Annotated in this window: 17 protein-coding genes; 4 read left to right on the top strand and 13 right to left on the bottom strand. The window is 72.1% G+C overall.

Translation table 11 applies throughout. From position 1 onward, the window contains the following. Nucleotides 1-99: 99 nt before the first annotated feature. Together JKV81_RS29220 and JKV81_RS29215 are read left to right on the top strand one after the other, a co-directional pair. Complete coding sequence (locus JKV81_RS29220) at nt 100-1,011, top strand: oxygenase MpaB family protein (protein WP_202078643.1); 912 nt, start codon at nt 100-102, stop codon at nt 1,009-1,011. Nucleotides 1,012-1,045: 34 nt separating this feature from the next. Further along, entirely contained in the window at nt 1,046-3,295 is a 2,250-nt protein-coding gene (locus JKV81_RS29215; protein WP_129260517.1) for a serine/threonine-protein kinase, read from the top strand. A gap of 3 nt (nt 3,296-3,298) precedes the next feature. Here the strand turns inward: JKV81_RS29215 and JKV81_RS29210 are convergent, their stop codons facing one another. Next, the gene (locus JKV81_RS29210) at nt 3,299-3,925 is read right to left on the bottom strand and encodes a DinB family protein (RefSeq protein ID WP_202078641.1); all 627 of its coding nucleotides are present in this window, start codon (nt 3,923-3,925) and stop codon (nt 3,299-3,301) included. A 152-nt stretch (nt 3,926-4,077) separates the two neighbouring features. On the opposite strand from JKV81_RS29210, the gene JKV81_RS29205 reads away from it, so the two are divergent. Next, nucleotides 4,078-5,652: a phytoene desaturase family protein gene (locus JKV81_RS29205; protein WP_202078639.1), complete on the top strand. Its 1,575-nt coding sequence runs from the start codon at nt 4,078-4,080 to the stop codon at nt 5,650-5,652. Nucleotides 5,653-5,661: 9 nt separating this feature from the next. Here JKV81_RS29205 and JKV81_RS29200 read toward each other — a convergent pair whose 3' ends face one another. Genes JKV81_RS29200 through JKV81_RS29150 form a run of 11 tightly spaced genes read right to left on the bottom strand, consistent with a single transcriptional unit; the run spans nt 5,662 to nt 19,587 of the window. After that, complete coding sequence (locus JKV81_RS29200; RefSeq protein ID WP_129260514.1) at nt 5,662-6,636, bottom strand: acetylxylan esterase; 975 nt, start codon at nt 6,634-6,636, stop codon at nt 5,662-5,664. Nucleotides 6,637-6,640: 4 nt separating this feature from the next. Then, a complete protein-coding gene (locus JKV81_RS29195) occupies nt 6,641-9,043 on the bottom strand; it encodes a polysaccharide lyase 8 family protein (protein WP_202078637.1) in 2,403 nt (800 codons plus the stop codon). Between the two features lie 11 nt (nt 9,044-9,054). Next, nucleotides 9,055-10,167 (bottom strand): SGNH/GDSL hydrolase family protein, encoded by a 1,113-nt coding sequence (locus JKV81_RS29190; protein WP_307820621.1) that lies wholly within the window; start codon nt 10,165-10,167, stop codon nt 9,055-9,057. Nucleotides 10,168-10,193: 26 nt separating this feature from the next. Next, nucleotides 10,194-11,273 carry a DUF1565 domain-containing protein gene (locus JKV81_RS29185; RefSeq protein ID WP_202078635.1) on the bottom strand — a complete coding sequence of 360 codons (1,080 nt, stop codon included), beginning with the start codon at nt 11,271-11,273 and terminating at the stop codon, nt 10,194-10,196. Next, complete coding sequence (locus tag JKV81_RS29180; RefSeq protein WP_202078633.1) at nt 11,270-11,872, bottom strand: YesL family protein; 603 nt, start codon at nt 11,870-11,872, stop codon at nt 11,270-11,272. The genes JKV81_RS29185 and JKV81_RS29180 overlap by 4 nt, the downstream gene beginning before the upstream one ends. A 2-nt stretch (nt 11,873-11,874) precedes the next feature. After that, nucleotides 11,875-13,860, bottom strand: coding sequence for a heparinase II/III family protein (locus tag JKV81_RS29175; RefSeq protein ID WP_202078631.1), 1,986 nt, complete (start codon nt 13,858-13,860; stop codon nt 11,875-11,877). 3 nt (nt 13,861-13,863) lie between these two features. After that, nucleotides 13,864-15,651, bottom strand: a complete 1,788-nt coding sequence (locus JKV81_RS29170; RefSeq protein ID WP_202078629.1) for a heparinase II/III domain-containing protein — start codon at nt 15,649-15,651, stop codon at nt 13,864-13,866. Next, nucleotides 15,639-16,403 (bottom strand): SDR family NAD(P)-dependent oxidoreductase, encoded by a 765-nt coding sequence (locus JKV81_RS29165; RefSeq protein ID WP_129260509.1) that lies wholly within the window; start codon nt 16,401-16,403, stop codon nt 15,639-15,641. Before JKV81_RS29165 ends, JKV81_RS29170 begins: the two co-directional genes overlap by 13 nt. A 45-nt stretch (nt 16,404-16,448) precedes the next feature. Continuing rightward, nucleotides 16,449-17,354: a carbohydrate ABC transporter permease gene (locus JKV81_RS29160; RefSeq protein WP_202078627.1), complete on the bottom strand. Its 906-nt coding sequence runs from the start codon at nt 17,352-17,354 to the stop codon at nt 16,449-16,451. After that, on the bottom strand, nt 17,341-18,306 hold the full coding sequence (locus JKV81_RS29155) for a carbohydrate ABC transporter permease (protein ID WP_236058069.1): 966 nt from the start codon (nt 18,304-18,306) through the stop codon (nt 17,341-17,343). The genes JKV81_RS29160 and JKV81_RS29155 overlap by 14 nt, the downstream gene beginning before the upstream one ends. A gap of 12 nt (nt 18,307-18,318) precedes the next feature. Further along, complete coding sequence (locus JKV81_RS29150) at nt 18,319-19,587, bottom strand: ABC transporter substrate-binding protein (RefSeq protein WP_202078625.1); 1,269 nt, start codon at nt 19,585-19,587, stop codon at nt 18,319-18,321. A 224-nt stretch (nt 19,588-19,811) separates the two neighbouring features. Here JKV81_RS29150 and JKV81_RS29145 point away from each other — a divergent pair, with 224 nt between their 5' ends. Then, entirely contained in the window at nt 19,812-20,957 is a 1,146-nt protein-coding gene (locus JKV81_RS29145; RefSeq protein ID WP_236058067.1) for a LacI family DNA-binding transcriptional regulator, read from the top strand. Between the two features lie 66 nt (nt 20,958-21,023). Here the strand turns inward: JKV81_RS29145 and JKV81_RS29140 are convergent, their stop codons facing one another. After that, nucleotides 21,024-22,415, bottom strand: a complete 1,392-nt coding sequence (locus tag JKV81_RS29140) for a glycoside hydrolase family 10 protein (protein ID WP_202078623.1) — start codon at nt 22,413-22,415, stop codon at nt 21,024-21,026. Between the last annotated feature and the right edge of the window lie 446 nt (nt 22,416-22,861).

Raw genomic sequence — 22,861 nt, 5'->3', positions numbered from 1 at the left:
GTATGCAGGTAACCGCGCCGGACGTCATCCTACGAGTCATGATCTCTCCGGGACCCGGCCCGGCCCCCGGTCCCGCCGTCGAACGGAAGGCACGAGCCGATGGACGACAGGAACGAGCCGACGGACGGTCTCGACCCCGGGCTGTTCGGCCCCCGCTCCGTCACCTGGCAGATGCACGGCGACCCCATGATGTGGGTGGCAGGCGTCCGTGCCCTGTACCTCCAGGCGCTCCACCCGCGCGCCGTCCGCGGCGTCATGCAGAACAGCGACTTCCGCCAGGACGCCTGGGGGCGACTGCTGCGTACGGCCGACTTCGTGGGCACGGTCACCTACGACCCCACCGGGGCCGCGGAGAGGTGCGGGGCGCGCGTCCGTAAGATCCACCGGCTCCTCAAGGCCACCGACCCGGAGACCGGCGAGGTCTACGGCGTCGACGAGCCCGGGCTGCTGCTCTGGGTCCACTGCGCCGAGGTCGACTCCTACCTCCAGGTCGAGCGCCGCTCCGGCTACCCGCTCACCGACGCCCAGGCCGACCGTTACGTCGACGAGCAGCGGGAGGGCGCCCGGCTCGTCGGCCTCGACCCGGCCGGCGTCCCCGCCACGGCCGCCGCCCTCGCCGCCTACTTCGAACAGGTCAGGCCCGAACTGGCCGCGGGGCCAGAGGCGTCTGACGTCGACGCCTTCCTGCGCGACCCGCCGGTCCCCGCCCTGCTGACCCCTGCGCGCGCCCTGCTCTGGAGGCGCGTGGCCGCGCTCGCCTACGACTCCCTGCCGGCGTACGCCCACGAGCTGTACGGCAGGGCCGCGCCGCCTCCCGCGGCGGTCGACCGCCGGCTGCGCCGCACGGGAACCGCCCTGCGCGCCATCCCCTCCCGCCTCCGCTGGCGCCTGCCGCCCGGTCACATCGTGAAGGCCATGGCACGACTCGGCCCGGGGAGCCGCCCCGCCCCGTACAAACTCCGCAGACAGGCAGCCATACTGGACGGGCCGGGGAGGGCGCAGCAGCGGTAGCGGGCAGCGGAGCATACGGGGGCGACAACACGCGATGGCGGACACCACCAGGCTGATCCAGAGCCGGTACCGGCTGCTCGACATGATCGGGCGCGGAGGCATGGGCGAGGTCTGGCGTGCGCGCGACGAGTCGCTGGGCCGGCAGGTCGCCGTCAAGTGCCTGAAACCGATGGGGCCGCAGCACGACCAGGCCTTCACCCGCATCCTGCGCGAGCGCTTCCGGCGTGAGGCGCGGGTGGCCGCGGCACTCCAGCACCGAGGAGTCACCGTCGTCCACGACTTCGGGGAGTCCGACGGCGTCCTCTACCTCGTCATGGAACTCCTGGAGGGGCGCAACCTCAGCCAGCTCCTGGAGGACAACAAGCAGCACCCCCTGCCCGTGGCCGACGTCGTGGACATCGCGGAACAGGTCGCCGACGCCCTCGGCTACACCCACCAGCAGGGCATCGTGCACCGCGACCTCAAGCCCGCGAACATCATGCGCCTGGACGACGGCGCCGTGAAGATCTGCGACTTCGGCATCGCCAGGCTCGGCCACGACATCGGCTTCACCTCCCGGCTCACCGGCACCGGCATCGCCATGGGCACCCCGCACTACATGTCGCCCGAGCAGATCAGCGGCGGAGAGGTCGACCACCGCAGCGATCTCTACTCCCTGGGCTGCGTGCTGTACGAAATCGCCACCGGCGTGCCCCCGTTCGACATGGACGACGCCTGGGCCGTGCTCGTCGGGCACCGCGACACCGTTCCCGAACCGCCGCGCACCCACCGCGCCGAACTGCCCAGGTTCTTCGACGAGGTCGTCCTGGACCTGCTGGCCAAGACGCCCGGCGAACGCCCGGCCGACGCCGGTGACCTGCGGCGGCGCATCACGCTCGGGCGTACCGGCGGGCAGCCGGAGATCGGGCGGGTCCGGCTCGCCCCGCCCGTCCCGGTCCAGCACCCCGGAGGCCGGGCCTACCGACTGCCCTCCTGGACACGCAACATGACCGCCGGTCACAAGGCGGGCGGCGCCGCCGACCCGGGGACAGCCGCCATCGACCAGGCGACCGCGCTGACCGGGGCATGGACCACCGCGACCGGTCCGGCGCCCGGCAACGGCCTCCCGCCCGGGGGATCCGGCCGCCCCACCCCGCCGCCCGGGCTGCTCGCCACCCTGGCAAGCCGCCACAGCGCGGGGCTCAACCTCGGCCGGCTGGGGCACTGGGAGGAGGCGGGCGACGTACACCGCGCGGTCGCCTCCGAGCGGGAGCACGCCCTCGGCGCCGACCACCCCGACACCCTCGCCAGCAGGTACGAGGTCGGATTCACCCTCAGCCGCACCGGCCGGGCCGAGGACGCCCTGCGCGAGTTCGGCCGGGTCGCCGACGGCCGCGCACGCACGCTGGGCCCCGACCACCCCGAGACCCTCGCCGCCCGGCAGGAGACGGCGTACGTCCTCGGGCAGCTCGGCCGGCACTTCGAGGCCCACCAGGTCTACGCCGCGGTGCTCGCCTCGCGGGAGCGCTCCATGGGGCCCGACCACCCCGACACCCTGCGCTGCCGCCACAACCTCGCCTTCAACCTCAGCAGGCTGGGCCGCCTGGAGGACTCGTACCGCATGGCCCGCGAGGTGGCGGACGCCCGCGGCCGGCTGCTCGGCACGACGCACCCGGACACCCTGGTCACGCTGTACGAAGTGGCGTACACCCTGGGCCGGCTGGACCGCTGGACGGAGGCCCTGCAGACCTACCGGGAGGTGGCGCAGGGCCGCGCCGCCACCCTCGGGGCCGACCACCCCGACACCCTGTCCGCGCGCTACGAGGTGGGCATCAGCCTCGGCAGGCTGGGCCGCAGCGCCGAGGCCATGGAGCTCTACCGCGCCCTGGTCGCCGACCGCACCCGGGCCGGCGGCCCCGACCACCCCGAGACACTGCGTGCCCGGCACGGCCTCGGCGTCAACCTGGGGCGGATGGCGCGCTGGGAGGAGGCGCTCGACGAGGCACGCCAGGTCTGCGCGATCCGGGAACGCACCCTGGGCCCCGACCACCCCGACACCCTCGTCAGCCGCCGCGAGGTGGCCGTGGGGCTGGGCTGGCTCGGCCGCTGGGCCGAGGCGCTCACCGACTACCGCACGGTCGCCGAGATCCGCGAACAGGTGCTGGGCGCCGACCACCCCGACACCCTCGCGAGCCGCAACGACGAGGCGCACTGCCTGGAACAGCTCGGCCGCAGCACGGAAGCCGTGGACCTCTACCGGCGGGTCGCCGACCTGCGCCGGCAGCGCGCGATGCCGCCCCACTGACCGTCAGGCCAGGCCGCCCCGTACGCGGTAGAGGTCGCGCAGCAGCGCGATCTCCGCCCCGTGGTGCAGCATCTCCTGGTTGACCCACCACACGGTCTCCAGGAAGAGGTCCTCCGGGTCGCTGCCGTGCGGGTAGGAGCTGTACCCGACCGTGTCCAGCGCCGCGTCGTCGGCGCCGAGCAGCGCCGCACGCCACGCGTCCGCCGAGGCGCCGAAGTCCGCGAGGGCCCCCGCCGCGTCACCCACCGGGCGGTAGTCGTCCCGGGTGAGGCTGTGGCTGCCCGCCGTGTGGTCGGCACGCAGCGTCAGCAGCTCGCTGAGGTGGCTCAGACGCCACGCGAGAGTGGTGAACGGCGGCGGCGAAGGATGCGGGTGCGGCGCCGTGTCACGTCCCCAGTCGCCCGTGCCCGTCAGCGCGGTCGCCCCCGGCCCGGGCCCCGTGTCGCGGCGGCGGACCGACCAGCAGCCCGGCACCGGCTCCCACAGGTACTCCTCGTCGGTCAGCGGGGGAACCTCCACGTCCGTACCGCTGCCGCTGTCCACGAACGGGCCCGCGAGCCGGCCCGTGAGCCGCTCGCGTGCCAGATCGAACTGGTCGAGCAGCGGGATCAGACGGGCGGGTGCGTTCATCGGTTCTCCATGGTCAGGCGCGGGAGGACGCGGTCCGGGGGAGCACCCTGCCACACGGGCCGCCGGGTCCCCACCGGATTTCCGGCGCCCCGTCCCCGCGCCACGGGCCGCGACCCCTGTCCAGAGACGATCATCCCGTGTTACGAAGGGGCATGCCCGCAGACGAGACGTCCTCACCCGGTGCCCCCACGCACGCCGCCTACGACACGGTGATCGTCGGCGGCGGCCACAACGGCCTGGTCGCCGCCGCCTATCTGGCCCGTGCCGGGCGGTCCGTGCTCGTCCTGGAACGCCTCGGCAGCACCGGCGGAGCCGCCGTGTCGACCCGCCCCTTCGAGGGGATCGACGCCCGGCTCTCCCGCTACTCCTACCTCGTCTCGCTCCTCCCGCAGAAGATCGTCCGCGAGCTCGGCCTCGACTTCGCCGTACGCAAGCGCACCGTCTCCTCCTACACCCCGGCGGTGCGCGACGGCCGGTCCACCGGGCTGCTCGTCGGCGGTGACGGCACCCGGGAATCGTTCGCCGCGCTCACCGGCGACGGCCGGGAGCACGAGGCCTGGCAGCGGTTCTACGCGATGACGGGCCGGGTCGCCGAGCGGGTGTTCCCCACCCTCACCGAACCCCTGCCGGCCCGTGACGACCTGCGGGCACGGGTGGACGACGCGGACGCCTGGCACATGCTGTTCGAGGAGCCCATCGGCGTCGCCGTCGAGGAGAACTTCACCGACGACCTCGTCCGCGGAGTCGTGCTCACCGACGCGCTGATCGGCACCTTCGCCGACGCCCACGACCCGTCCCTGATCCAGAACCGCTGCTTCCTCTACCACGTGATCGGCAACTCCACGGGGGACTGGGACGTCCCCGTCGGCGGCATGGGCGCGCTCACCGACGCCCTGGCCGGAGCCGCCCGGGCGGCGGGCGCCGAGATCCGTGTGCTGCACGAGGCGACGCGTATCGAGACCGACGGCACCCAGGCCGAGGTCACCGTCCGCTCACCGGACGGGGAACACGTCATCGGCGCCCGCCGGGTCCTGGTCAACGCCTCGCCCCAGGCGCTGGCCGCGCTCCTCGGCGAGGAGCCGCCCGCCCCCGCCGAGGGCGCCCAGCTGAAGGTGAACATGCTGCTCACCCGGCTGCCGAGGCTGCGTGACCGCTCCGTCGACCCGCACGAGGCGTTCGCCGGGACCTTCCACATCGCCGAGGGGTACGGCCAACTGGCCGCCGCCTACCGCGAGGCAGCGGCCGGACACCTGCCCTCCGCCCCGCCCTCGGAGATCTACTGCCACTCCCTGACCGACCCGTCGATCCTCGGCCCCGACCTCGCCTCCCGCGGCTACCAGACCCTCACCCTGTTCGGCCTGCACACCCCCGCGAGGCTCTTCGCCGAGGACAACGAGACGGCGCGCGAAGCCCTCCTGTCGGCCACCCTGGCCCAGCTCGACGCCCATCTCGAGGAGCCCCTCACCGACTGCCTGGCCCTCGACGCCGACGGCCGCCCGTGCATCGAGGCGAAGACCCCCCTCGACCTGGAGCGCGACCTGAGGCTCCCCGGCGGCCACATCTTCCACCGGGACCTCTCCTTCCCGTACGCCACCGGGGAGACGGGCCGCTGGGGCGTGGAGACCGCCCACGCCAACGTCCTGCTGTGCGGGGCGGGCGCGGTGCGCGGCGGCGGGGTCAGCGGGGTGCCCGGCCACAACGCCGCCATGGCGGCGCTGGGCCGGTGACCCGCACCCCTACCGGCCGAACACCCCGCGCAGCGCCCCGATCTTGCGCGGCAGGTCGTACTCCGCGCCGCCCTCGTGGCCGTTGTACGGGAACACCTCCAGCTCGGCCGGGCCCGCGTACGCGTGGTACGCCGCGAACACCGTCGACGAGGGGCAGATGCGGTCCATCAGCCCCACCGAGAACCACGCCGGAGCCGTCGCCCGCGCCGCGAAGTTGACCCCGTCGAAGTAGGACAGGGTCTCCATCGCCTCCTCGACCCGGAAGCGGTGCCCGGACAGCCAGCGGGCGATCTCCGCGTACGGACCCGAGTCGGTGATCTGCGAGCCGCGCCGGAAGTGGCAGAGGAACGGCACATCGGCCACGGCCGCCGCCACGTCGTCCCGCAGCCCGGCGACCGCGAGCACCAGGCCGCCGCCCTGGCTGCCGCCGAGCACCGCGACCCGCGAGGGGTCCACGGCCTCGTGCGCCTTCACCGCGTCGACCGCGCGCACGGCGTCGGTGATGAGCCGCCGGTAGTAGTGCCGGCAGGGGTCCTCGATGCCCCGGGTGAGGAAGCCGGGGGAGGAGGAGCCGTGGCCCTCCGGGCCGAGGTCCGGGGTGTCCGCCGTGTTCTTGCCGCCGCCGCCCTGCCCCCGGTTGTCCATCACCAGATGGGCGTAACCGAGCGCGCTCCACGTCAGCCACGCGTACGGGACACCGCGCCCGCCGTTGTACCCGATGTACTGCACCACGGCCGGCAGCGGACCCGAGCGGACGCGCGGCAGCATCAGCCACGCCTTCACCGGCTGCCCGCCCCAGCCGTTGAACGTCACGTCGTACACGTCGACGGTCGCGAAGCCGGCGTCGTACGGCACGAACACGGCGTCCAGGCCGTGCCGCGCGCTCTCGCCGAGCGTCTTCTCCCAGAAGGCGTCGAAGTCGGCGGGCTCCTCCGGCTCGGGACGGTACGCGCGCAACCGCTCCAGGGGCATGTCGAACAGCAAGGGTCTAGCTCCTCTTCAGGGTGAGGTCGAGGGTCGCGCCGTGCAGGCCGGCCGTGTCCGCGGTGATCCGCAGGCCCCGGCCCGTGGCGGTGGTACGGACACCGGGATCGGCCGAGGCGACCGTGAGGCCGGGCAGGTCCAGGTCGAGCACCACCGAGGACCGCAGCTGCGTCGGGTCGGACAGGGCGACCGTCACCGTCCTGCCGTCCGGGCGCACCAGCACCGAGGCGGGGCCGTCGCAGGTCAGCTCCTGCGCGGTGCCGGCACTCCAGAAGTTCGCGGCGAGCAGCCCGTCACAGGGGCGGCGCACGGCGTGGACCGCCGTCGAGCGGGAGACCAGCTCCACGGGAGGCGCCGCCGCCCACTGCCGGGTCCGCGCCGCCGAGGCCGCCGGGGCCTGGAGCCAGAAGTACCCGGCCCCGGAGGGCGCCTCGCCGTGGTCCTGCCACAGCGTCAGATACGGGCGGGTGACCGGAGTGTCCGTACCGTACTTGAGGTTGATCTCCCGCCAGGCCGCCGTACGGTCCTCACGCAGACCGCGCAGGCCGGCCGGCTCGGGGAAGACATAGCCCCCGGTCCCTTCGAGGTGCAGCCACCGGACCCCGTCCAGTCGCGCCGACCAGCCCGTGCCGGCGGGGGCGGGAACGCCGTCGACGAGGAGCGCCGCCGCCGGATCACGCAGCTTGCGGTTCTCGACGACGGTCTCCACGGCGCCCGTGTCCGCGCCGATGCCCGACCCGACGCACGCGATCACGTCGTCCAGGCAGAACCAGCTCTTCAGTGCGCGCAGCGTGCTCCCGTACGCCCGCAGCTCCATGCCGTACGCCCCGAGCGTCGTGCCGGACAGCGCGGTGCCGCCCGCCCAGTCGGCGGTGCTCGTCGTGCGCTGGCCCGCGGCGTCCGCCGGCCGGCCGGCGACGACCGTGGTGCCCGGCAGCCGGGTGGGGTCGACGGTGGGCCAGTAGTCCTCGCTGTAGTGCCCGAGGTCGTCGGTGTACAGCAGAACCATGCCGTCGGACAGGTGCCAGCCGTGCAGATTCTCGTTCTGGATCGACTCGTAGGTGTAGATCCGGCTCGAGTACGCCGAGATGCCCAGGGCGAACGACGGCCGGTGGTGCGCCGCCTTGTCCATCCGGGGGTGCTGCTTGTGGGCGACCAGCGGACCGCGCGCCGGGACGGGTGAGCCGAGGACCCGCAGCGCGGCGACCAGGGACGCGGGGTCGGTCACGGAGAGGAAGTCACGGTAGGTGTCCTCGGCGATCCACTGCTTGACCAGCGCGGCGAACACCTCGCCCGTCTCACCCGGGAAGCCGGGGATCAGCCGCAGCACCGCCTCGACGACCGTCTGCGCCGAGGCGTGGCCCTGCTTGCTGGGACGTGCGATCTCCCGCCCGCACACCGAGGCCATCACATCGCCGCGCACGAGCAGCGGGTCGAAACCGTCGACGACCCAGCCGCGGACGTTGTCGAGGGCGGGGTCGGTGACCGCCCAGTCCGTGCCGGCGAGCAGATTCAGCAGCCGGGAGAGACTGTTGAGCAGTTCCTTCCCGTAGCCGCCGTTGTACGGGTGCTTGTAGTGCTGCAGGAACGAGCCGTCCGCGTAGAAGCCCTCTCCGGTGCCCGCGGCCCCGTCCGTACCGTCGTTGAAGGCCAGGACGCTGTTGGCGCCCGAACCCTCGACGTCCGAAAGAGCGTCACGCACCGCGCCCAGGGCGTCCCCGTCGTCACGCAGCACCGCGTTGACGGCGACGACGGTGGAGACCCACACCCGGTTGGCGCCGGTGGAGATCTGCCGGTCGGCGCGCCACAGGTTGGGGTCGGAGGTGTAGTGCCGCACCGCGGTGGTGATCCGCTCCAGCCGGTCCGCGCCGAGTGCGTCGTACAGCAGGACGGACGCGTCGTTGAGGGCGAGGGCCGAGCCGATCTCCCAGTCCCAGTCGTTGTCGAAGCGGGTGTGCCCGGGGCCGTAACGGTTCGTCAGCATCCAGTCGACGCCCGCGAGCAGCAGGTCGCGCACGGTGGTGTCGCCGTGCTGCGGGGTGCCGGGGACCGCCCAGGCGGTCGCGATCGTGGCGAGGCGCTTGAACGAGGTGGTGACGTGGTTGGAGAGCGTCGTGCTGGTCAGATCCTCGAACAGCCCGTCGGTACGGGACGGGTCGAGGCCCTTGGCCGCGGTGGTGGCGGCCTTGCCGGTCCGGGCCACGGCCGCCGCGATCCGCTCGTCGGCCAGGTCGAGACCGGGACCTCCGGTCAGCAGGGTGTGCCAGCGGGCGCGCAGCGCGGCGGCGTCACCGGCGGCGGCGTGGGCGGCCCCCGGGGTAAGGGTCAGGGGCAGGGTGACGGCCGCGCCGAGCGCCGCCGCTCCGGCCAGTACGGTGCGTCGGGTGGTGCCGGTGACTGGGCGCATGGTCCGGGTCCTCACAGGTGTCGGCGGTCGACGGCGCCGGCGAGCGCGGCATGACCGGAGGGGGTGGGGTGCAGGCCGTCACCGCTGTCGAAGGCGGGCCGCAGACGTGACGGACGTACGGGATCGCGCAGCGCCGCGTCGAAGTCGGCGACGGCGTCGTACAGGTGCCCGGTGCGCACGGCGCGGTTGATCCGCTGCCGTACCTCGTCGGCCTCCCGCGTCCAGCGGGTCCAGCCCTCGAACGGGGTGATGGTCGCGCCGACGGTCCGCAGCCCCGCACTCCGGGCCCGCAGCACCAGCTGGCGGTAACCGGCCAGCACGACCGAGGAGTCGGTCTGCGCGGGCGGCTGCTGGAGGTCGTTGACACCGAGCTGGACCAGCACGGTGCGCAGACCGGGCAGCGACAGGACATCGCGGTCGAAGCGCGCCTGGCCACCGGGCCCGAACCGGGCGTCGTCCAGCAGCAGCCTGTTGCCGCTGATCCCCAGGTTGGCCACCGCCGATCCGGGCAGCCGGCGCGCCAGCTGGTCCGGCCAGCGCAGATCGGCGTCGTCGGGCGTGCCGACACCCTCCGCGACGGAGTCGCCCAGCACGGCCACGACGGGCCCGTGGGCGCCCGTCACCTCGACGCCGGTCAGGAGGAACACCGAGGTGGTACGCGCCCCGTCGACGCTGTGCGACGCGTGCGTGTTGCGGTGGAAGGACAGCGGGCCGGTGGGGCCGGGCAGCCGCGTCTCCACCGTGAGCGCCGACCCGTCCGGAGCGCGCAGTCCGTCGACCGGGTCGCTGGTCAGGGACGCCCCCGCGGCCAGCCACGCCTGCCGCCGCCCGCCGAACGTCACCGCCCGCCCGCCGGCGGTCACCGGACCGACCAGCACCGGTACGGTCCCGAAGGCGTGCCCGTACCGCAGGCGCACCCGGCCGCCGGCCGAGAGCCGCACGGTCGCGGTGCACACCCCGTCGGTCAGTCCGGCGGCCGCCACCGTGTCCGCAGCGGTCGGCGCGGTCTGCGCCGTCGCCCAGGACGTGGCCCAGCCCGTGCGGGACGCCTTCCGCTCGGCCGCCCGGGCCTCGGGCACCGTCGCCGCGACCGCCGCCACACCCGCGACCGTGGCCGTCAGCACCCCGCGTCTCGCGGGCCCCCGGCCGGTCACCGCGGGCACGCGCCGGTCGGGTCGTAGTCGCCGGCGTAGGTGCCGACCGCGTCGCCGCCGGTGTTGCCGCTCATGGTGTTGGTGCACACCGGGCCCTGCGGGGTGCGCATGAACTTGATGCCACCGCCCGCGTTGCCGGTGATCGTGTTCCCGTACACGCTCGTGCCGGTGCCGTCGGCCTCGGTGTCACCGCCGAGGCGGACACCCGCGCCAACGTTGTCGTGCACGGTGTTGTAACGGAAGATGTTGCCGCTGCCTCGGGCGTCCAGCCCGCCGGAGCTCGGGTCCTTCTGTCCGCTGCAGTCGTTGTACTCGACGTAGTTGACGGTGGAGTTCTCCTTCACGTCCACGCACTCGTTGCCCCGGGTGACGATGGTGTTGTGGTGGATGCGGTTGTTCCTGCTGACGTCGGCCGCCGCGTCCGGCGCGCCGTTGGCGCCCTGCTGCTCGGGCGCCGTACCGAGATAGATCCCCTCACCGTTCTTGCCGCCCCCGCCGAACCTGAAGTCGGCGACCCCGCAGTCGGTGATGGTGTTGCCGTCCACCTCCGCGCCGGTGACCAGATAGCGCAGCCGCAGACACTCGTCCGCCGCGTTCCTCAGCGTCATCCCGGTGATGCGCAGGGCGCCCACCCCGTTGCCCGGGGTCGTGCTCATGACGTAGATCAGCTTGAGACGGTAGCCCGCGACGTCGTCGGCCGCGCCGTGCAGTCCGTCGACGGTGAAGCCGCTCAGCGTCGTCGAGTCGTGCCGCACCTGGATGATCCTGCTGTCACCCGCGCCCTTCACCACCGCGTTCGCGGGCCCGGTGAGCGTGACGCCGGGGCGCGTGGTGACCACGTCCTGCCGGTACGTACCCGCCGCGAGATGCACCACCGCCCCCGTGGGCGCAAGGTCCAGCGCCTTCTGGATGGTGGCGAGCGGCGCCCCCGCCGACGTACCGGAGGCGGAGTCGCTCCCGGACGGTGAGACGTAGTACGCGCCGGCCGCCTCGGCGGCCGGGGACGGCGGGGCGAGAAGGAGCGGGATGCCCGCGGCGAGCGCGGTGACGAGGACGGTACGCGGTAAACGCCTCATGGGGTGTGCCTCCTGGGATCGGCGAAGGACAGAGCGAGCAGTACGGGGACGCTGGGGCCCAGCAGCAGCGGCCCCAGCGGTACGACGAGCGAGAGCAGCACGGCGGAGACCACCGCGCCGAGCAGGGCGGTGCCCCGGGCCGGGGACCCGAAGCCGAGCGCGAGCGCACCGGCCGACCAGGTGCGGACCGAACCGCCGGGGGAGCGGCCCGCCTCGGCCGCCAGGGCGATGTGATGGATGACGAGGGCCGCGGCGATGCCCACCTGCGCCGCTAGCACGACGAAGGTCCAGGGCTCGGAACGCCCCAGCAGATAGACGATGTTCGCCGTCAGGACCACCGCCGCCACCGTGGAGAGCAGCCCGTGGAGCCACAGCGTCCGCCAGTACCGGGCGAACGCGGCGAAGGTGTTCACGAACACCCGGCTGTCCCCCTCCGTACGCCAGAGCTGGAGGGCGTGCCCCATCGCCGCCAGCGCGGGCAGCCACGTCACGACACCCAGGGAGAGCACCGTGCACGCGGCCCCGGCGACGGCGGGGAAGGCGATGAACTCCAGGCGGCGCAGCAGCGCCGTGCCGCCCGAGGGGAGGATTGCCTGCATGGTCAGCCGACCTTTCCTGTGTACGGCTCCGGCGCGTCCAGGAGCACCACCCCGTCCAGTTCCAGCCGGGTGCACCCCACGACGTACGGCTCCGCGCCTGCCCGGATCAGCACGGCGGCGGCGTCGGCGCTCACCCGTGGCGAACGGATCCGCCGGGCGGCGGGGGACAGCAGGACGCTCTCCCCGGTCTCCGCGAAGGTGACACCGTGCCCGTCCGTGCACGCGATCTGCTCGGCGCCCGGCGCCCCGCCCGGGGTGAGCGCCGTCAGGAAGACCCCTTCGCGGGACCGCGCGGTCGTGGCCCGGAGCGTGTGCAGGGTGCGGGTCAGACGCAGCTCCGGCGTGCTGGACGTCGGATTGGCCTCCACCTCGGTGACCTCGCAGGTGACCGAGGCGTCATGGGGCGCGAACCGGTGTACGAGCGCGGTGGCCGCACCCGACCTGATCAGTCGGCTGCCGTCGGGCCCCGGCTCCGTCGGGCGGTCGGTCTGGAGCAGGAACGTCCATGCACGCGCCTCCTCCGCCTCGGCCAGATCGAGCAGGACGAGCCGCCCCGACGGGGTGAACACCAGGGTCCGGTCCAGGCGCCGGACGCCGAGCCCGGGGTCGTACATCGCGGCGATCTCCGCCGTGGCGTGCGCCCAGCCGCCCTCGGCGTCCGCCAGCACATCGCGCTGCCGGGCCTGCCGCTCGTACGGGACGCCCTCGTAGACGTGGTAGCGGCCCTCGTCCGCGTACCCCTGCCCGTCCACCAGCAGCAGATTGTGGTGGGCCGCCTGCTTGCGGTTGCTGTAGCCCTCGTCGACGGCGAGGAACTCGCCCTGCGAGACCAGCACGAACGAGCCGGAATCGGGATGGTGATGCCCCTGGTTCAGGGTCTTCCACCCCTGCTCGGCCCGGTGCTTCGCCGAGGTCTCCCACGCCGTGTGACCGCCCCCGGGACTCGCCTTGAACGACACCAGCGTGGCGTCGTCGTCCCAGCCCGTACGGGCCGCGAGCAGCCCGAGGTCCGGGAAGAACGCATGGGTCTCCGTCGGCCGGGCGGCCCGCACCGACGGGTCGTACCAGAGGTACTCCAGATACGCCTCCGGCAGGATCCCCGGCCGCACCCCGCTCTCCGAGGCCTCCTTCCACAGCAGTTCACCCGACGCGAGATCACCCATCCACTGGGCCTCCGCGATCCCGTACCGCGCCGCGAGCCGGTAGTACAGACCGGCGCTGTGGCCGCTGCGCCGGTCATGGCAGTCACCGTGGTCGACGTTGGACGCGAAGCCCGGCGCCGTCTGGTGGAGCCGGTAGCGGAACGTCGAGGAGAGGAAACCGCCGCGCTCCCACCAGTCGACGCCCTCGGCCTCCTGGAGCAGGTCCAGATGGGCCGCGAGGAACGGCACACCGTAACGCCAGTAGACGACGCCTTCCGCGTGCGAACCGTCCGGAGGCATCAGATCGAGGACCGTGCCCAGATTCTCCTTGGCGCGCCCGGTCCACTCCTCCTTGCCCAGCACATAGCCGGCCGTCGCCAGACCCGCGTGACAGATCCAGTTGTGGTTCTGCCAGTACGACGACGACCACCAGCTGCCCTCGCTCGCCACCGCGAACTCGTACATCCGGCGGCCCTGGAGCAGCAGCTTGTACCGGAGCATGGCCTCGACCTCCTCCGGCAGGTCGTCACCGATCCACCGGAGGGTGAGCGAGAGGTGGTGCAGCAGCCAGCCCGCGTCCAGGTCGTGGTCCGGCATATGGGCGCGGCCCCAGTGCGGCAGCCGCACCACGGCCTCGATCCAGCGCCGGCTCTCGTCCAGATGCGCGCGGTCACCGGTGACGCGGTACGCCAGCGCCGGGTTGGAGGCGGCCGGACCGAGCCAGGTGATGCTGGCCAGGGGGTGCGTACGGGGCGGGGTGAGGCCGCGGTGACGTGCGGCCTCCTCCCGCAGCCGGAGCTCCTGCGCGGGGCGCGGCCCGGGCGGCGGTGTCGCGGAGAGCAGCACGGATCAGACCCCCGTTCCGAAACGCGCGGCCGAACCGTCCGCCAGCTCCACCGTCAGCTCCTCGCCGTCGAACCGCACACCGGTCACCGCAGGGCCCGCGGACGCCGCCTGGTACACCGAGGCGAACGTGATCCGCTCCGCCTGCGCGGTGAGGTCGACCCAGGTGCGCGTGCGCTGCGGATCGTCGGCCGGTCCGGGGCCCGGCCGCGAGAACGGACGGACCTCCGCCCCCGGGGTGTGCGTGTGCCGGCCGTGCAGGGTCTCGTCGCCGTACCAGGTGGTGCGCAGGGGGCCGGTGGCCTGCTGCTGGACGTCCAGAGCCGTCCCCGGACGCAGCTGGCCGGTGATGCGGCGTGCCTCCCCGCCCGTCACGCTCAGCAGGTCCACCAGGTAGCAGTCACCCGCCACGACCCTGCGCACCGCACGCACCCCGTCGTACGCCGTGGTGACCTCGGCGGTCACCGAGCGGGCGTCCGAGGCCAGCAGCGCGCCCGCGCATTCCGCCTGCTCCGCGCCGTCGACGCGGAACGCCGGATGCGCCTCGGTGGACGCGTACAGATCCCGGAACTCGGCGTGGGCGTACGGCACCTGACCGGGATCCGGCTGCCACGGAGTCGTGTCGCCGTACAGATAAAGAGACAGTTTGTCGCGGTGCCCGTGGGATCCCCCGTGCGGACCGAAGTCCAGCAGGGCGTGGACGCCCGCCGCGCGCACCACCCCGTAACCGGCCGACGGGAACACGGTGACCGTGTCCGGTGCCGGGCGCCGGGGGAGGGGCGGCCCCGAGAACCAGCCTCCCAGCTCACGGTCCAGCCCGTCGTCGTACGCCCCCAGCTCCTCCCGGGCCCGTGCCGCCACCGCGTCCAGGCCGCCGGACGGAACCAACTGCTGGGCCAGTGCAATCAGTTCGAGCCACTCCAGGGCCAGCGGGCGGCGCAGATAGGGGCCGTCGTGCAGGGCCGGCAGAATGCCGCCGGCCGTGGCGATCCCCGCCAGTACGTCCGTCATCCCGGCCAGCACCCCCACCACGTCGGACGGGATCACCGCGGGGTCGGTGGAACGCAGCGCCAGCAGCGCCGCCCGCAGCACGAAGCCGTGGTAGTAGGTGCTGCCCTCCCACTCCCAGCCGTCCTCGGCGACGGCCACCCGCAGATGCGCGTACAGCCCGTGCTCACCCTCCAGCCACGGCTTGCCGCCGTCCCACTCCAGGCCGCGCGCCGCCGAAGCGGCACGGCCCGCGGAGGCGCCGGCCGCGTTCAGCCAGGCGGTGTAGTTGGACGCCAGCTGACCGCGGCCCGTCAGCACACCGCGCGCCTCCAGCGCCGCCTGCTCCAGCTCGTCCAGCAGCGGCAGCACCGCCGCCAGATCCTCCGTGCCGTCCCGCGACAGCGTGATCACGGCATGCCCGATGTTCACCGCCCAGATCGCGTCGGTCAGCGCCTGGTGGAAGAGCCGGCCACGCAGCATCCAGCCCTGCGCCTCGCCGTGCCGCTCCGTGGTGAGCGACGCGTACACACCGGCGTACTCGGCCAGCCGCGCCACCGCCTCCGCACGCTCGCCCCGATGGGCGAGCACCCGCAGATGCCGCGCCCACGCCTGGTGCGACAGGACCACCCACGCGCCGCGCACCGCGGCGCTGTCCACCCGGCAGCCGTGCGCGCACCGCGCACCGCCCTCGGGGAAGACCCCGGCGAGCAGATCACCGTGATCGAGCTCCACGCCGTGCGCCGGGCAGACGTACGCGTGCCACCAGCCGCCCCGCTCCCGGGGGATCCGCCTCAACGCGGCCATACGCCACCGTCGATGTCCACCGTGGTGGCGGTCAGGAACCCCGAGGCGGGCGAGGCCAGATGGACGACCGCGTGGGCGACGTCCTCCGGGGTGCCGGCCCGGCCGACCGGAATGCCGGCCTCCATGGCCTCCTGCGCCGGAGCGGCGGTGAACGTGTCGTGGAACGCCGTGCCCTTGATGAAGCCGGGGGCGACCGTGTTGACGGTGATACCGGTGCCGGCGAGCTCCTTCGCGAGGCCCTTGGTGAAGCCCCGGACGCCCGCCTTGGCCGCCGCGTACGCGACCGAACCGGGACCGCCGCCGTTGTGCGCGGCCAGCGACGACATGGTGATGACGCGTCCGGCGGACGACTGCGTCAGATGCGGCAGAGCGGCCCGCACCGTGCGGAACGCCGACGTCAGATTGGTGGAGATGACCCGCTCGAAGTGGTCGTCGGACATCTCCGCGATCTTCTCGCGGCCGATGAGGTGGCCCGCGTTGCAGACGAGGACGTCCAGCCCGCCGAGGAACCCGGTGGCCTCCTCGACCAGCAGGTCCACCTCGGCGGTCACGGTCGCGTCGGCCCGGAACGCCTTGGCCCTGCGGCCCAGGGCCTCGATCGCGGAGACGGTCCTCGCGGCCTCGTCGGCGGAGGAGTGGTAGTGGACGGCGACATCGGCGCCGGCCTCGGCCAGGGCGACGGCGATGGCCCGGCCGATGCCGTGCCCCGCCCCCGTGACGAGCGCGCGGGAGCCATGGAGATCAGCAGACATGGGTGAAGCCCTTTCGGTGACCGGCCCGCAGGGGGCCGGAACCGGTCACTTGAGACCGGCGGTTGCGAAGCCCTGCACGAAGTAGCGCTGGCCGATGAGGAAGAGGACGACCATGGGCAGGGTGGCGAGCGTGGTGCCCGCCATCAGGAAGTGCCACTGGGTGCCGTTCTCCGTCTTGAACACGGAGAGCCCCACCTGGATCACCCGCAGGCTGTCCGTGTGGGTCACCAGCAGCGGCCAGAGGAAGTTGTTCCACGACGACTCGAAGGTCAGCAGAGCCACGGTGATGAAGGCGGGCTTGACCTGCGGCGACATGATCCGCGAATAGATCCGGTACTCACCGAGCCCGTCGAGCCTGGCCGCCTCCTCGAGCTCGACCGGCAGGTCCAGGTAGAACTGCCGGAAGAGGAAGACGGCGAACGGCGTGACGGCGCCCGGGACGATCAGCGCCCACCAGCTGTCCAGCCAGCCGCTGCCGCCCTGGCCGAGGATGTCGTTCCCGCCGGCCAGCGGCATGAAGCGGACGATCAGGAACTCCGGCAGCACCTTGGTGTACGTGGGGATCATCAGGGCCGCGACGAAGAGATAGAAGATCATCTCGCTGCCGCGGAACCTGATCCGCGCCAGCGCGTACCCCGCCATCGACGCCACCAGGACGTTGAGCACGGTGTGACTGATCGCGATGATGAAGCTGTTCCGGGCGTACGTGGCGAACGGCGCGGCCTTCAGCGCGTCGGCGTAGTTGCCGAACTCCCAGTGTTCCGGCAGCAGTCCGGCGTCCTGCGAAGCGATCTCCACCGGCGTCCTGAGCGAGGTGAGCACCATCCAGGCGAACGGCACCACCATCAGCAGGGAGACGACGGACAGCGTCACGTAGAGCGCGATCCTGCCGAGCGGAACGGTTCGCCTCCGCAGGGCGGGAGCCGGTTCCAGCAGCTCAGTTGTGGCCACGACTGCCTCCCATGATCCGCTTGTTGACCAGGGTGAAGCCCATCAGCAGCACGAAGAGCACCAGTGACTGCGCGCTGGCGTAACCGACGCGGAACTCCCGGAAGGCGGACTTGTAGATCTCGTACGTCATCATCGTGGTGCTGTTGGCGGGGCCGCCGTCGGTCAGGATGTAGATCTGGTCGAAGGACTGGAACGCGCTGATCATCGAGGTGATGAGCACGAAGAACGTCGCCGGCTTGAGCAGCGGCAGCGTGATCGAGAAGAACTGCCGCACCCGGGACGCCCCGTCCACCGACGCCGCCTCGTACAGCTCCCTCGGCAGGGACTGGAGCGCGGCGAGGTAGATGAGCATCTTCATGCCGATGCCCTGCCAGATGCCGACCAGGATCACCGACGGCAGCGCCCAGGTCGTCGAGGCGAGCCAGGCCGGGCCGTCGACACCGAGGAACGCCAGCATCGTGTTGAGCAGACCGTTGCCCGGGTTGTAGATCCACAGCCAGACCAGCGCGATCGCGACGGTGGCGGTGACCTGGGGCAGGAACACGGCGGTGCGGAAGATGCCGCGCGCCTTGAGCCCCGTGTGCAGGGCGAGGGCCACCAGCAGGCCCAGTGCCATCCCGAACGGCACGGTGAAGAAGGTGTACAGCAGGGTGTTGACGATGGACTTGCGGAAGACCGCGTCGTCCAGCATGTCCCGGAAGTTGTCCAGGCCCACGAACTCCGGTGCGGTCAGCACGTCGTACTTCGTGAACGCCAGGGCCACCGAGACCACGACCGGAAGGCCGATCCACAGCGAGGCGTGCAGCAGCGCGGGCGCCACCATGAGCATGCCCGCCCGCCGCCGGCGGCGTCCCGGGCCGGTGGGGACCCGGCCGGTCCGCAGCGGCGCCGAGGTCTCAGGAGGGGAAGGCGGCCTGGCCGGCCGGGCCTTCACTACGGTTGTCGCTCCCATGGTGACGCGTCCTCACATCCGGCCGATGGCGGCCTCGGCGAGACGGCCGAGCTCCGCGATGGCGTCCTTCGCGGACTGGTCGCCGACGATCGCGGGCTCCAGCGTCGGCTTGATCTTTTCCCGGATCTCCATCCAGGCCGCGGTCCCGCCCTCGGAGAAGGCGTGCTGGAGGTTCTTCAGGGAGAGATCGACGAACTGGTTCTCCTTGACGTATCCGGTGTCGTCGAGGTCGCTCAGACCGGGCACCGAACCACGCTGCTCGGCGGCCCCGAGGATCGAGTCGGGCGTGGCGAGGTACTCGACGAGCGCCCGCGCCGCCGCCGGGTGCCTGGAGCGTGCGGCCTGCGTGACGAGGGTGCCGCCCTGGAGCATGGCGGGCCTGCGGTTGGCGAGCACGAACGAGCCGAGCTTGTCGTCCTCGATGAGGTCGGGGTTCTGCTCCTTCACCTGGACCCACAGGGCGCTGGTCGTCATCATCATCGACGCCTTGCCGGTCTGGACGTTGGAGGGGGCGCCGGCGTCCGTCTTCCTGGCGTAGTCGGCAGAACCGTCCTTGACCAGGTCCTTGAAGAGCTGGAGGGCCTCCACCCCGCGGGCGCCGGTGAACAGGACCTTCTTCCCGTCGGCGCTGAACAGCTCACCGCCGTTGGCGAAGAGGAACGTCTCCCAGCACTGGCGCAGGTCGATGGAGAACGGGTCGAAGCCGACTCGGCCGTCCCGGGTCAGCTGCTTGGCGACGGCGCGGAGTTCGGACCAGTTCGCCGGCGTCTTCCTCACCCCGGCCTCGGCGAAGTGGTCCTTGCGGTAGACGACGATGCGGGTGTCGAGGACGACGGGTAGGGCGTAGAGCTTCCCGTCGTAGCGCGAGGGCTCCAGCACGCGCTTCTCGTAGTCGTGCGCGGAGGCCAGCGTCTCCGGCAGCTCGGCGATCGCCTTCTTCGCCGCGAACGGGGGGATCCAGCCGACGCCCATCATCAGCACGTCGGGCAGCAGCCCGCCGGCCAGGCCGGTGGTGATCTTCTCGTTGAGTTGCGCGTACGTCGTGTAGTCCACGTTCACCTTGACGTCCGGATACTTCTTCCGGAACCCGCCGAGGATCTTCTTCTCCAGCAGTGTCTTCCCGTCGGCGCCTTCGTAGATCGGTGTGAGCAGCGTGATCTCGCCCTCGGCCGGGCCGTCGGCCGAGCCGGCGGACGACGCGCCGCCGCCACAGCCTGCGAGAGCGGCGGCGGCGGTGCCCGCGCCGATCGCGGCGAGCACGGACCGTCGGTTGAGTTCCATGGGACACCCCTTTTGAGGTGGAGCGGTGGATCGATCCAGCATTGACGTCCCCAAGATGGCTGGGAAGTGCTGGTAAATCGATGCAGTGATGCTAGGAACGCCTTGAGAGTGGCGTCAACAGCTGATGCACAAGAATTTTCAGGGATGTTAACGGGTGTACCGGTGGAGTGAGTTCAGTAAATCGGTACACTAGGCTGGGCAGTGCGTTCCGAACCGGAGGTGGCATGAGCGGGGTAACGATCCATCAGGTCGCGGAGACCGCAGGGGTCTCGGCGAGCACGGTCTCCAACGTCCTCAACGGGCGGACCGACCGTATGCAGGCGGCCACCCTGGCTCGCGTGGAGCAGGCGATCGAGCAGCTCAACTACCGCCCCAACCGGGCGGCCCGCATGCTCCGCACGGGCCGGATCAAGGTCATCGGCCTGATCGTGCCGTCCGTCGCCAACCCGTTCTGGGGGGCGCTGGCCAGGGAGCTGGAGGCCATCGCGCTGGCCGAGGGCTACCACGTACTGCTCTGCAACAGCGAGCGCGACCCCGCCAGGGAGCTGAAGTACGGCGAGGAGCTGCTCGCCGACGGGGTGAGCGGGGTGGTGCTCTGCTCCTCGCTGCCCTCGCTGGACCACATGACGCCCCTGCTGGGCAGGGGGCTCAAGATGGTGGCCTTCGACCGGACGGCGCAGGCGGGCGACCCGTCGTCCCTGGCCAGCATCAGTGTGGACAACGCGATGGGGGCCGAGCTCGCCACCCGTCATCTGATCGAACTGGGCCACCGGAAGCTGGCCTTCGTCTCCGGCTCCGTCCACAGTGTGAACCGGCGTGAGCGGCTACGGGGCTTCCGTTCGGCCCTGGAGGCGGCGGGAATCGATCCGGCCGGGGCGATCGTGTGGCCCGGTGCGGACACCACCGAGTTCGGCGACAAGGACGCGGCGGAACTGGGCCGGAACGCCGCCAGGGAGCTCCTCGCCCGGGCCGACCCGCCCACCGGCTTCGTCGCGATCAACGACATGTGCGCGATCGGCATCTGCCGGGGCGCCAAGGACGCCGGGCGCGCCGCGGGACGGGACGTCTCGGTGGTCGGCTTCGACGACATCCTGCTCGCCGACCTCTTCGAACCGCCGCTCACCACGGTCCGCCAGCCGCTTCCGGAGATGGCCGCGGAGACCTTCCAGCAGTTGCGGGCCCGGATCGACTCCGCCCCTGCCGCAGGACGTTCGCTGCTGATCAGGCCCCGGCTGGTGGTACGCGAATCGACGGCACCGGCACCGGCGCCGGCACCGGAGGGGGCTGGTGTCCCGGCCGGGGCCGTCCTCGCCGCGTCCACCGCCCCGGCACTCGCCGCCACCGGCAGCGGCCCCTCCGCCGCCGGCTGACCGCACCGGCAGTGCTCCGCCCCGCCCGGTCGGAAGCCCGGGCGGGGCGGAGGCCGTGGGGGGTGGTCAGGAGGCGGTGCAGGCGCCGACGACGGGGGCCGACGTGTTGCCGTTCGTCGTGACGGTGAACCCGAAGCTCGTCGAGGCACCGGCCGCCAGGGTCCCGTTCCAGGCGGGCCTGACCGTCATCACGTCGCCCGACGTGGTGGGCGTGCCGTTCCAGACGGCCGAGACCTTCTGGGGCGAGGGGACGGTCACCGGGACCGTCCAGGTGGTGATGCCCGAACCGCCGGCCTTCACGGTCACCTCGCCGTTGTACCCGCCGTTCCAGGTCGAGGTCTGGGAGTACGTCGCCGTGCAGGCACCGGTGCCGCCGCCGTCCTCACCGCCGTCGTCACCGCCACCGCTCGACCCGCCGAGCGCCGCCAGCACCGCGTCGTACGCCGGCTTCTTGTTGTAGTCACCGTCGAAGAGCAACGGGGTGCCGCTGCTGCGCCACGAGTATTTGTCCGTGACCCCCCAGACGGTCAGGCCGGTGCACCGGGTGACCGCCAGGCAGGCGTTCACGACCTTGGTGTAGTTCGCGGCCTGCGCCGATCCGGAGCCCTCGATGTCCAGCTCGGTGATCTGCACATCGACACCGAGATCGGCGAAGCGCTGCAGATTGGCCTGGTAGTCGGAGGGGACGGGCGAGTTGCTGTTGAAGTGCGACTGGAAACCGACGCAGTCGATCGGCACGCCGCGCTGCTTGAAGTCCTTCACCATGTCGTAGACCGCGTTGCTCTTCGCGTTCTGACCGTCGGTGTTGTAGTCGTTGTAGCAGAGCTTGGCGCCGGCATCGACCGTACGAGCGGTGCGGAACGCCTCCTCGATGAAGCCGTTGCCGAGCTTGTCCTGGAACGGCGAACTGCGCCGTGCGCCGCTGCTCCCGTCCTGGTACGCCTCGTTCACCACGTCCCACGAGTGGATCTTGCCCTTGTAGTGGGTCATCACCTGGGTGATGTGGTTGTTCATGGCGGAACGGAGCTCGGTGGCGGACAGACCGCTCACCCAGCCCGGGAGCTGCGAGTGCCACACGAGGGTGTGGCCCCTGACCTTCATCCCCTTGGTCTGCGCGTGGCTGACGATCTGGTCGGCCGCCGAGAAGCTGAACGAGTTGCGGGAGCTCTCGACGGCGTCCCACTTCATCTCGTTCTCGGGGGTGACCGAGTCGAACTGGGCGTCCAGCGTCGACGCGTACGCCGCCTCGCCGAGGTGGTTGGCGGCCACCGCCGTGCCGAAGTAGCGGCCCTTGGCGGCCGCGGCGTCGCCGAGGGCGCCGACGGCCTGGGCGTTGCCGGCGAGCGCGACGACACCGGCTGCGGCGAGCACGCCCGCCGTGACGAAGGACAGGGCCCGTCTGCCGCGGGCCGGCAGGAACGGGCGGGCGGGAGCTTCGCCGTGGGGATTCTGGGCCATCACGTTTCCAGCCTCTTCTTCCGGTTGCCGGGCGTGTCGAACCGGACGCCCGGACAGGGGGATTCGGACCGTTCGAGGTGCTGTGCGGCCGTCTGCGGACGCGGGGGAAGGGCGTCGGCCGACGGAGGGAAGAGCTGTGGAACAAGGGGAGCGAGGGAGAGTATGCGCTTCACGGGAAGTCACGTCAACGTCGCATTTCCGAAACATTTCCGAGTGAACAGCCGCTCATATGAGGGGTGTTGACGGCCTGGCCTGCGGAGAGGTGCGTACTGCACGCGCGTTCAGGGTTGGACTCGGGAAGATCGCACTCGTCCGACTCGGTCACGACGAAATGTGTTCACATCGCGAGGCGAAACTTTCGAACCGCTCCTGGGGTGGGGAAACGGACCTCCGGGGGAGCGGGGGAGCGGGGGTGCGGGGTGCGGGAGCGCGGGGGCGCGGGAAAT

The organism is Streptomyces silvae (genome assembly GCF_016745505.1).
Lineage (GTDB): Bacteria > Actinomycetota > Actinomycetes > Streptomycetales > Streptomycetaceae > Streptomyces > Streptomyces silvae.
The sequence above is the reverse complement of the archived record's forward strand: the minus strand, read 5'-3'. Positions and strand labels throughout refer to the sequence as shown.

Bases quoted from the DNA above. Each gene is read 5' to 3' on its own strand.
- JKV81_RS29140 (WP_202078623.1), bottom strand. From the start codon at position 22,415: ATGGCCCAGAATCCCCACGGCGAAGCTCCCGCCCGCCCGTTCCTGCCG.
- JKV81_RS29220 (WP_202078643.1), top strand. From the start codon at position 100: ATGGACGACAGGAACGAGCCGACGGACGGTCTCGACCCCGGGCTGTTC.
- JKV81_RS29215 (WP_129260517.1), top strand. From the start codon at position 1,046: ATGGCGGACACCACCAGGCTGATCCAGAGCCGGTACCGGCTGCTCGAC.
- JKV81_RS29195 (WP_202078637.1), bottom strand. From the start codon at position 9,043: ATGCGCCCAGTCACCGGCACCACCCGACGCACCGTACTGGCCGGAGCG.
- JKV81_RS29180 (WP_202078633.1), bottom strand. From the start codon at position 11,872: ATGCAGGCAATCCTCCCCTCGGGCGGCACGGCGCTGCTGCGCCGCCTG.
- JKV81_RS29205 (WP_202078639.1), top strand. From the start codon at position 4,078: ATGCCCGCAGACGAGACGTCCTCACCCGGTGCCCCCACGCACGCCGCC.
- JKV81_RS29150 (WP_202078625.1), bottom strand. From the start codon at position 19,587: ATGGAACTCAACCGACGGTCCGTGCTCGCCGCGATCGGCGCGGGCACC.
- JKV81_RS29145 (WP_236058067.1), top strand. From the start codon at position 19,812: ATGAGCGGGGTAACGATCCATCAGGTCGCGGAGACCGCAGGGGTCTCG.
- JKV81_RS29165 (WP_129260509.1), bottom strand. From the start codon at position 16,403: ATGTCTGCTGATCTCCATGGCTCCCGCGCGCTCGTCACGGGGGCGGGG.
- JKV81_RS29170 (WP_202078629.1), bottom strand. From the start codon at position 15,651: ATGGCCGCGTTGAGGCGGATCCCCCGGGAGCGGGGCGGCTGGTGGCAC.
- JKV81_RS29210 (WP_202078641.1), bottom strand. From the start codon at position 3,925: ATGAACGCACCCGCCCGTCTGATCCCGCTGCTCGACCAGTTCGATCTG.
- JKV81_RS29185 (WP_202078635.1), bottom strand. From the start codon at position 11,273: ATGAGGCGTTTACCGCGTACCGTCCTCGTCACCGCGCTCGCCGCGGGC.
- JKV81_RS29155 (WP_236058069.1), bottom strand. From the start codon at position 18,306: ATGGGAGCGACAACCGTAGTGAAGGCCCGGCCGGCCAGGCCGCCTTCC.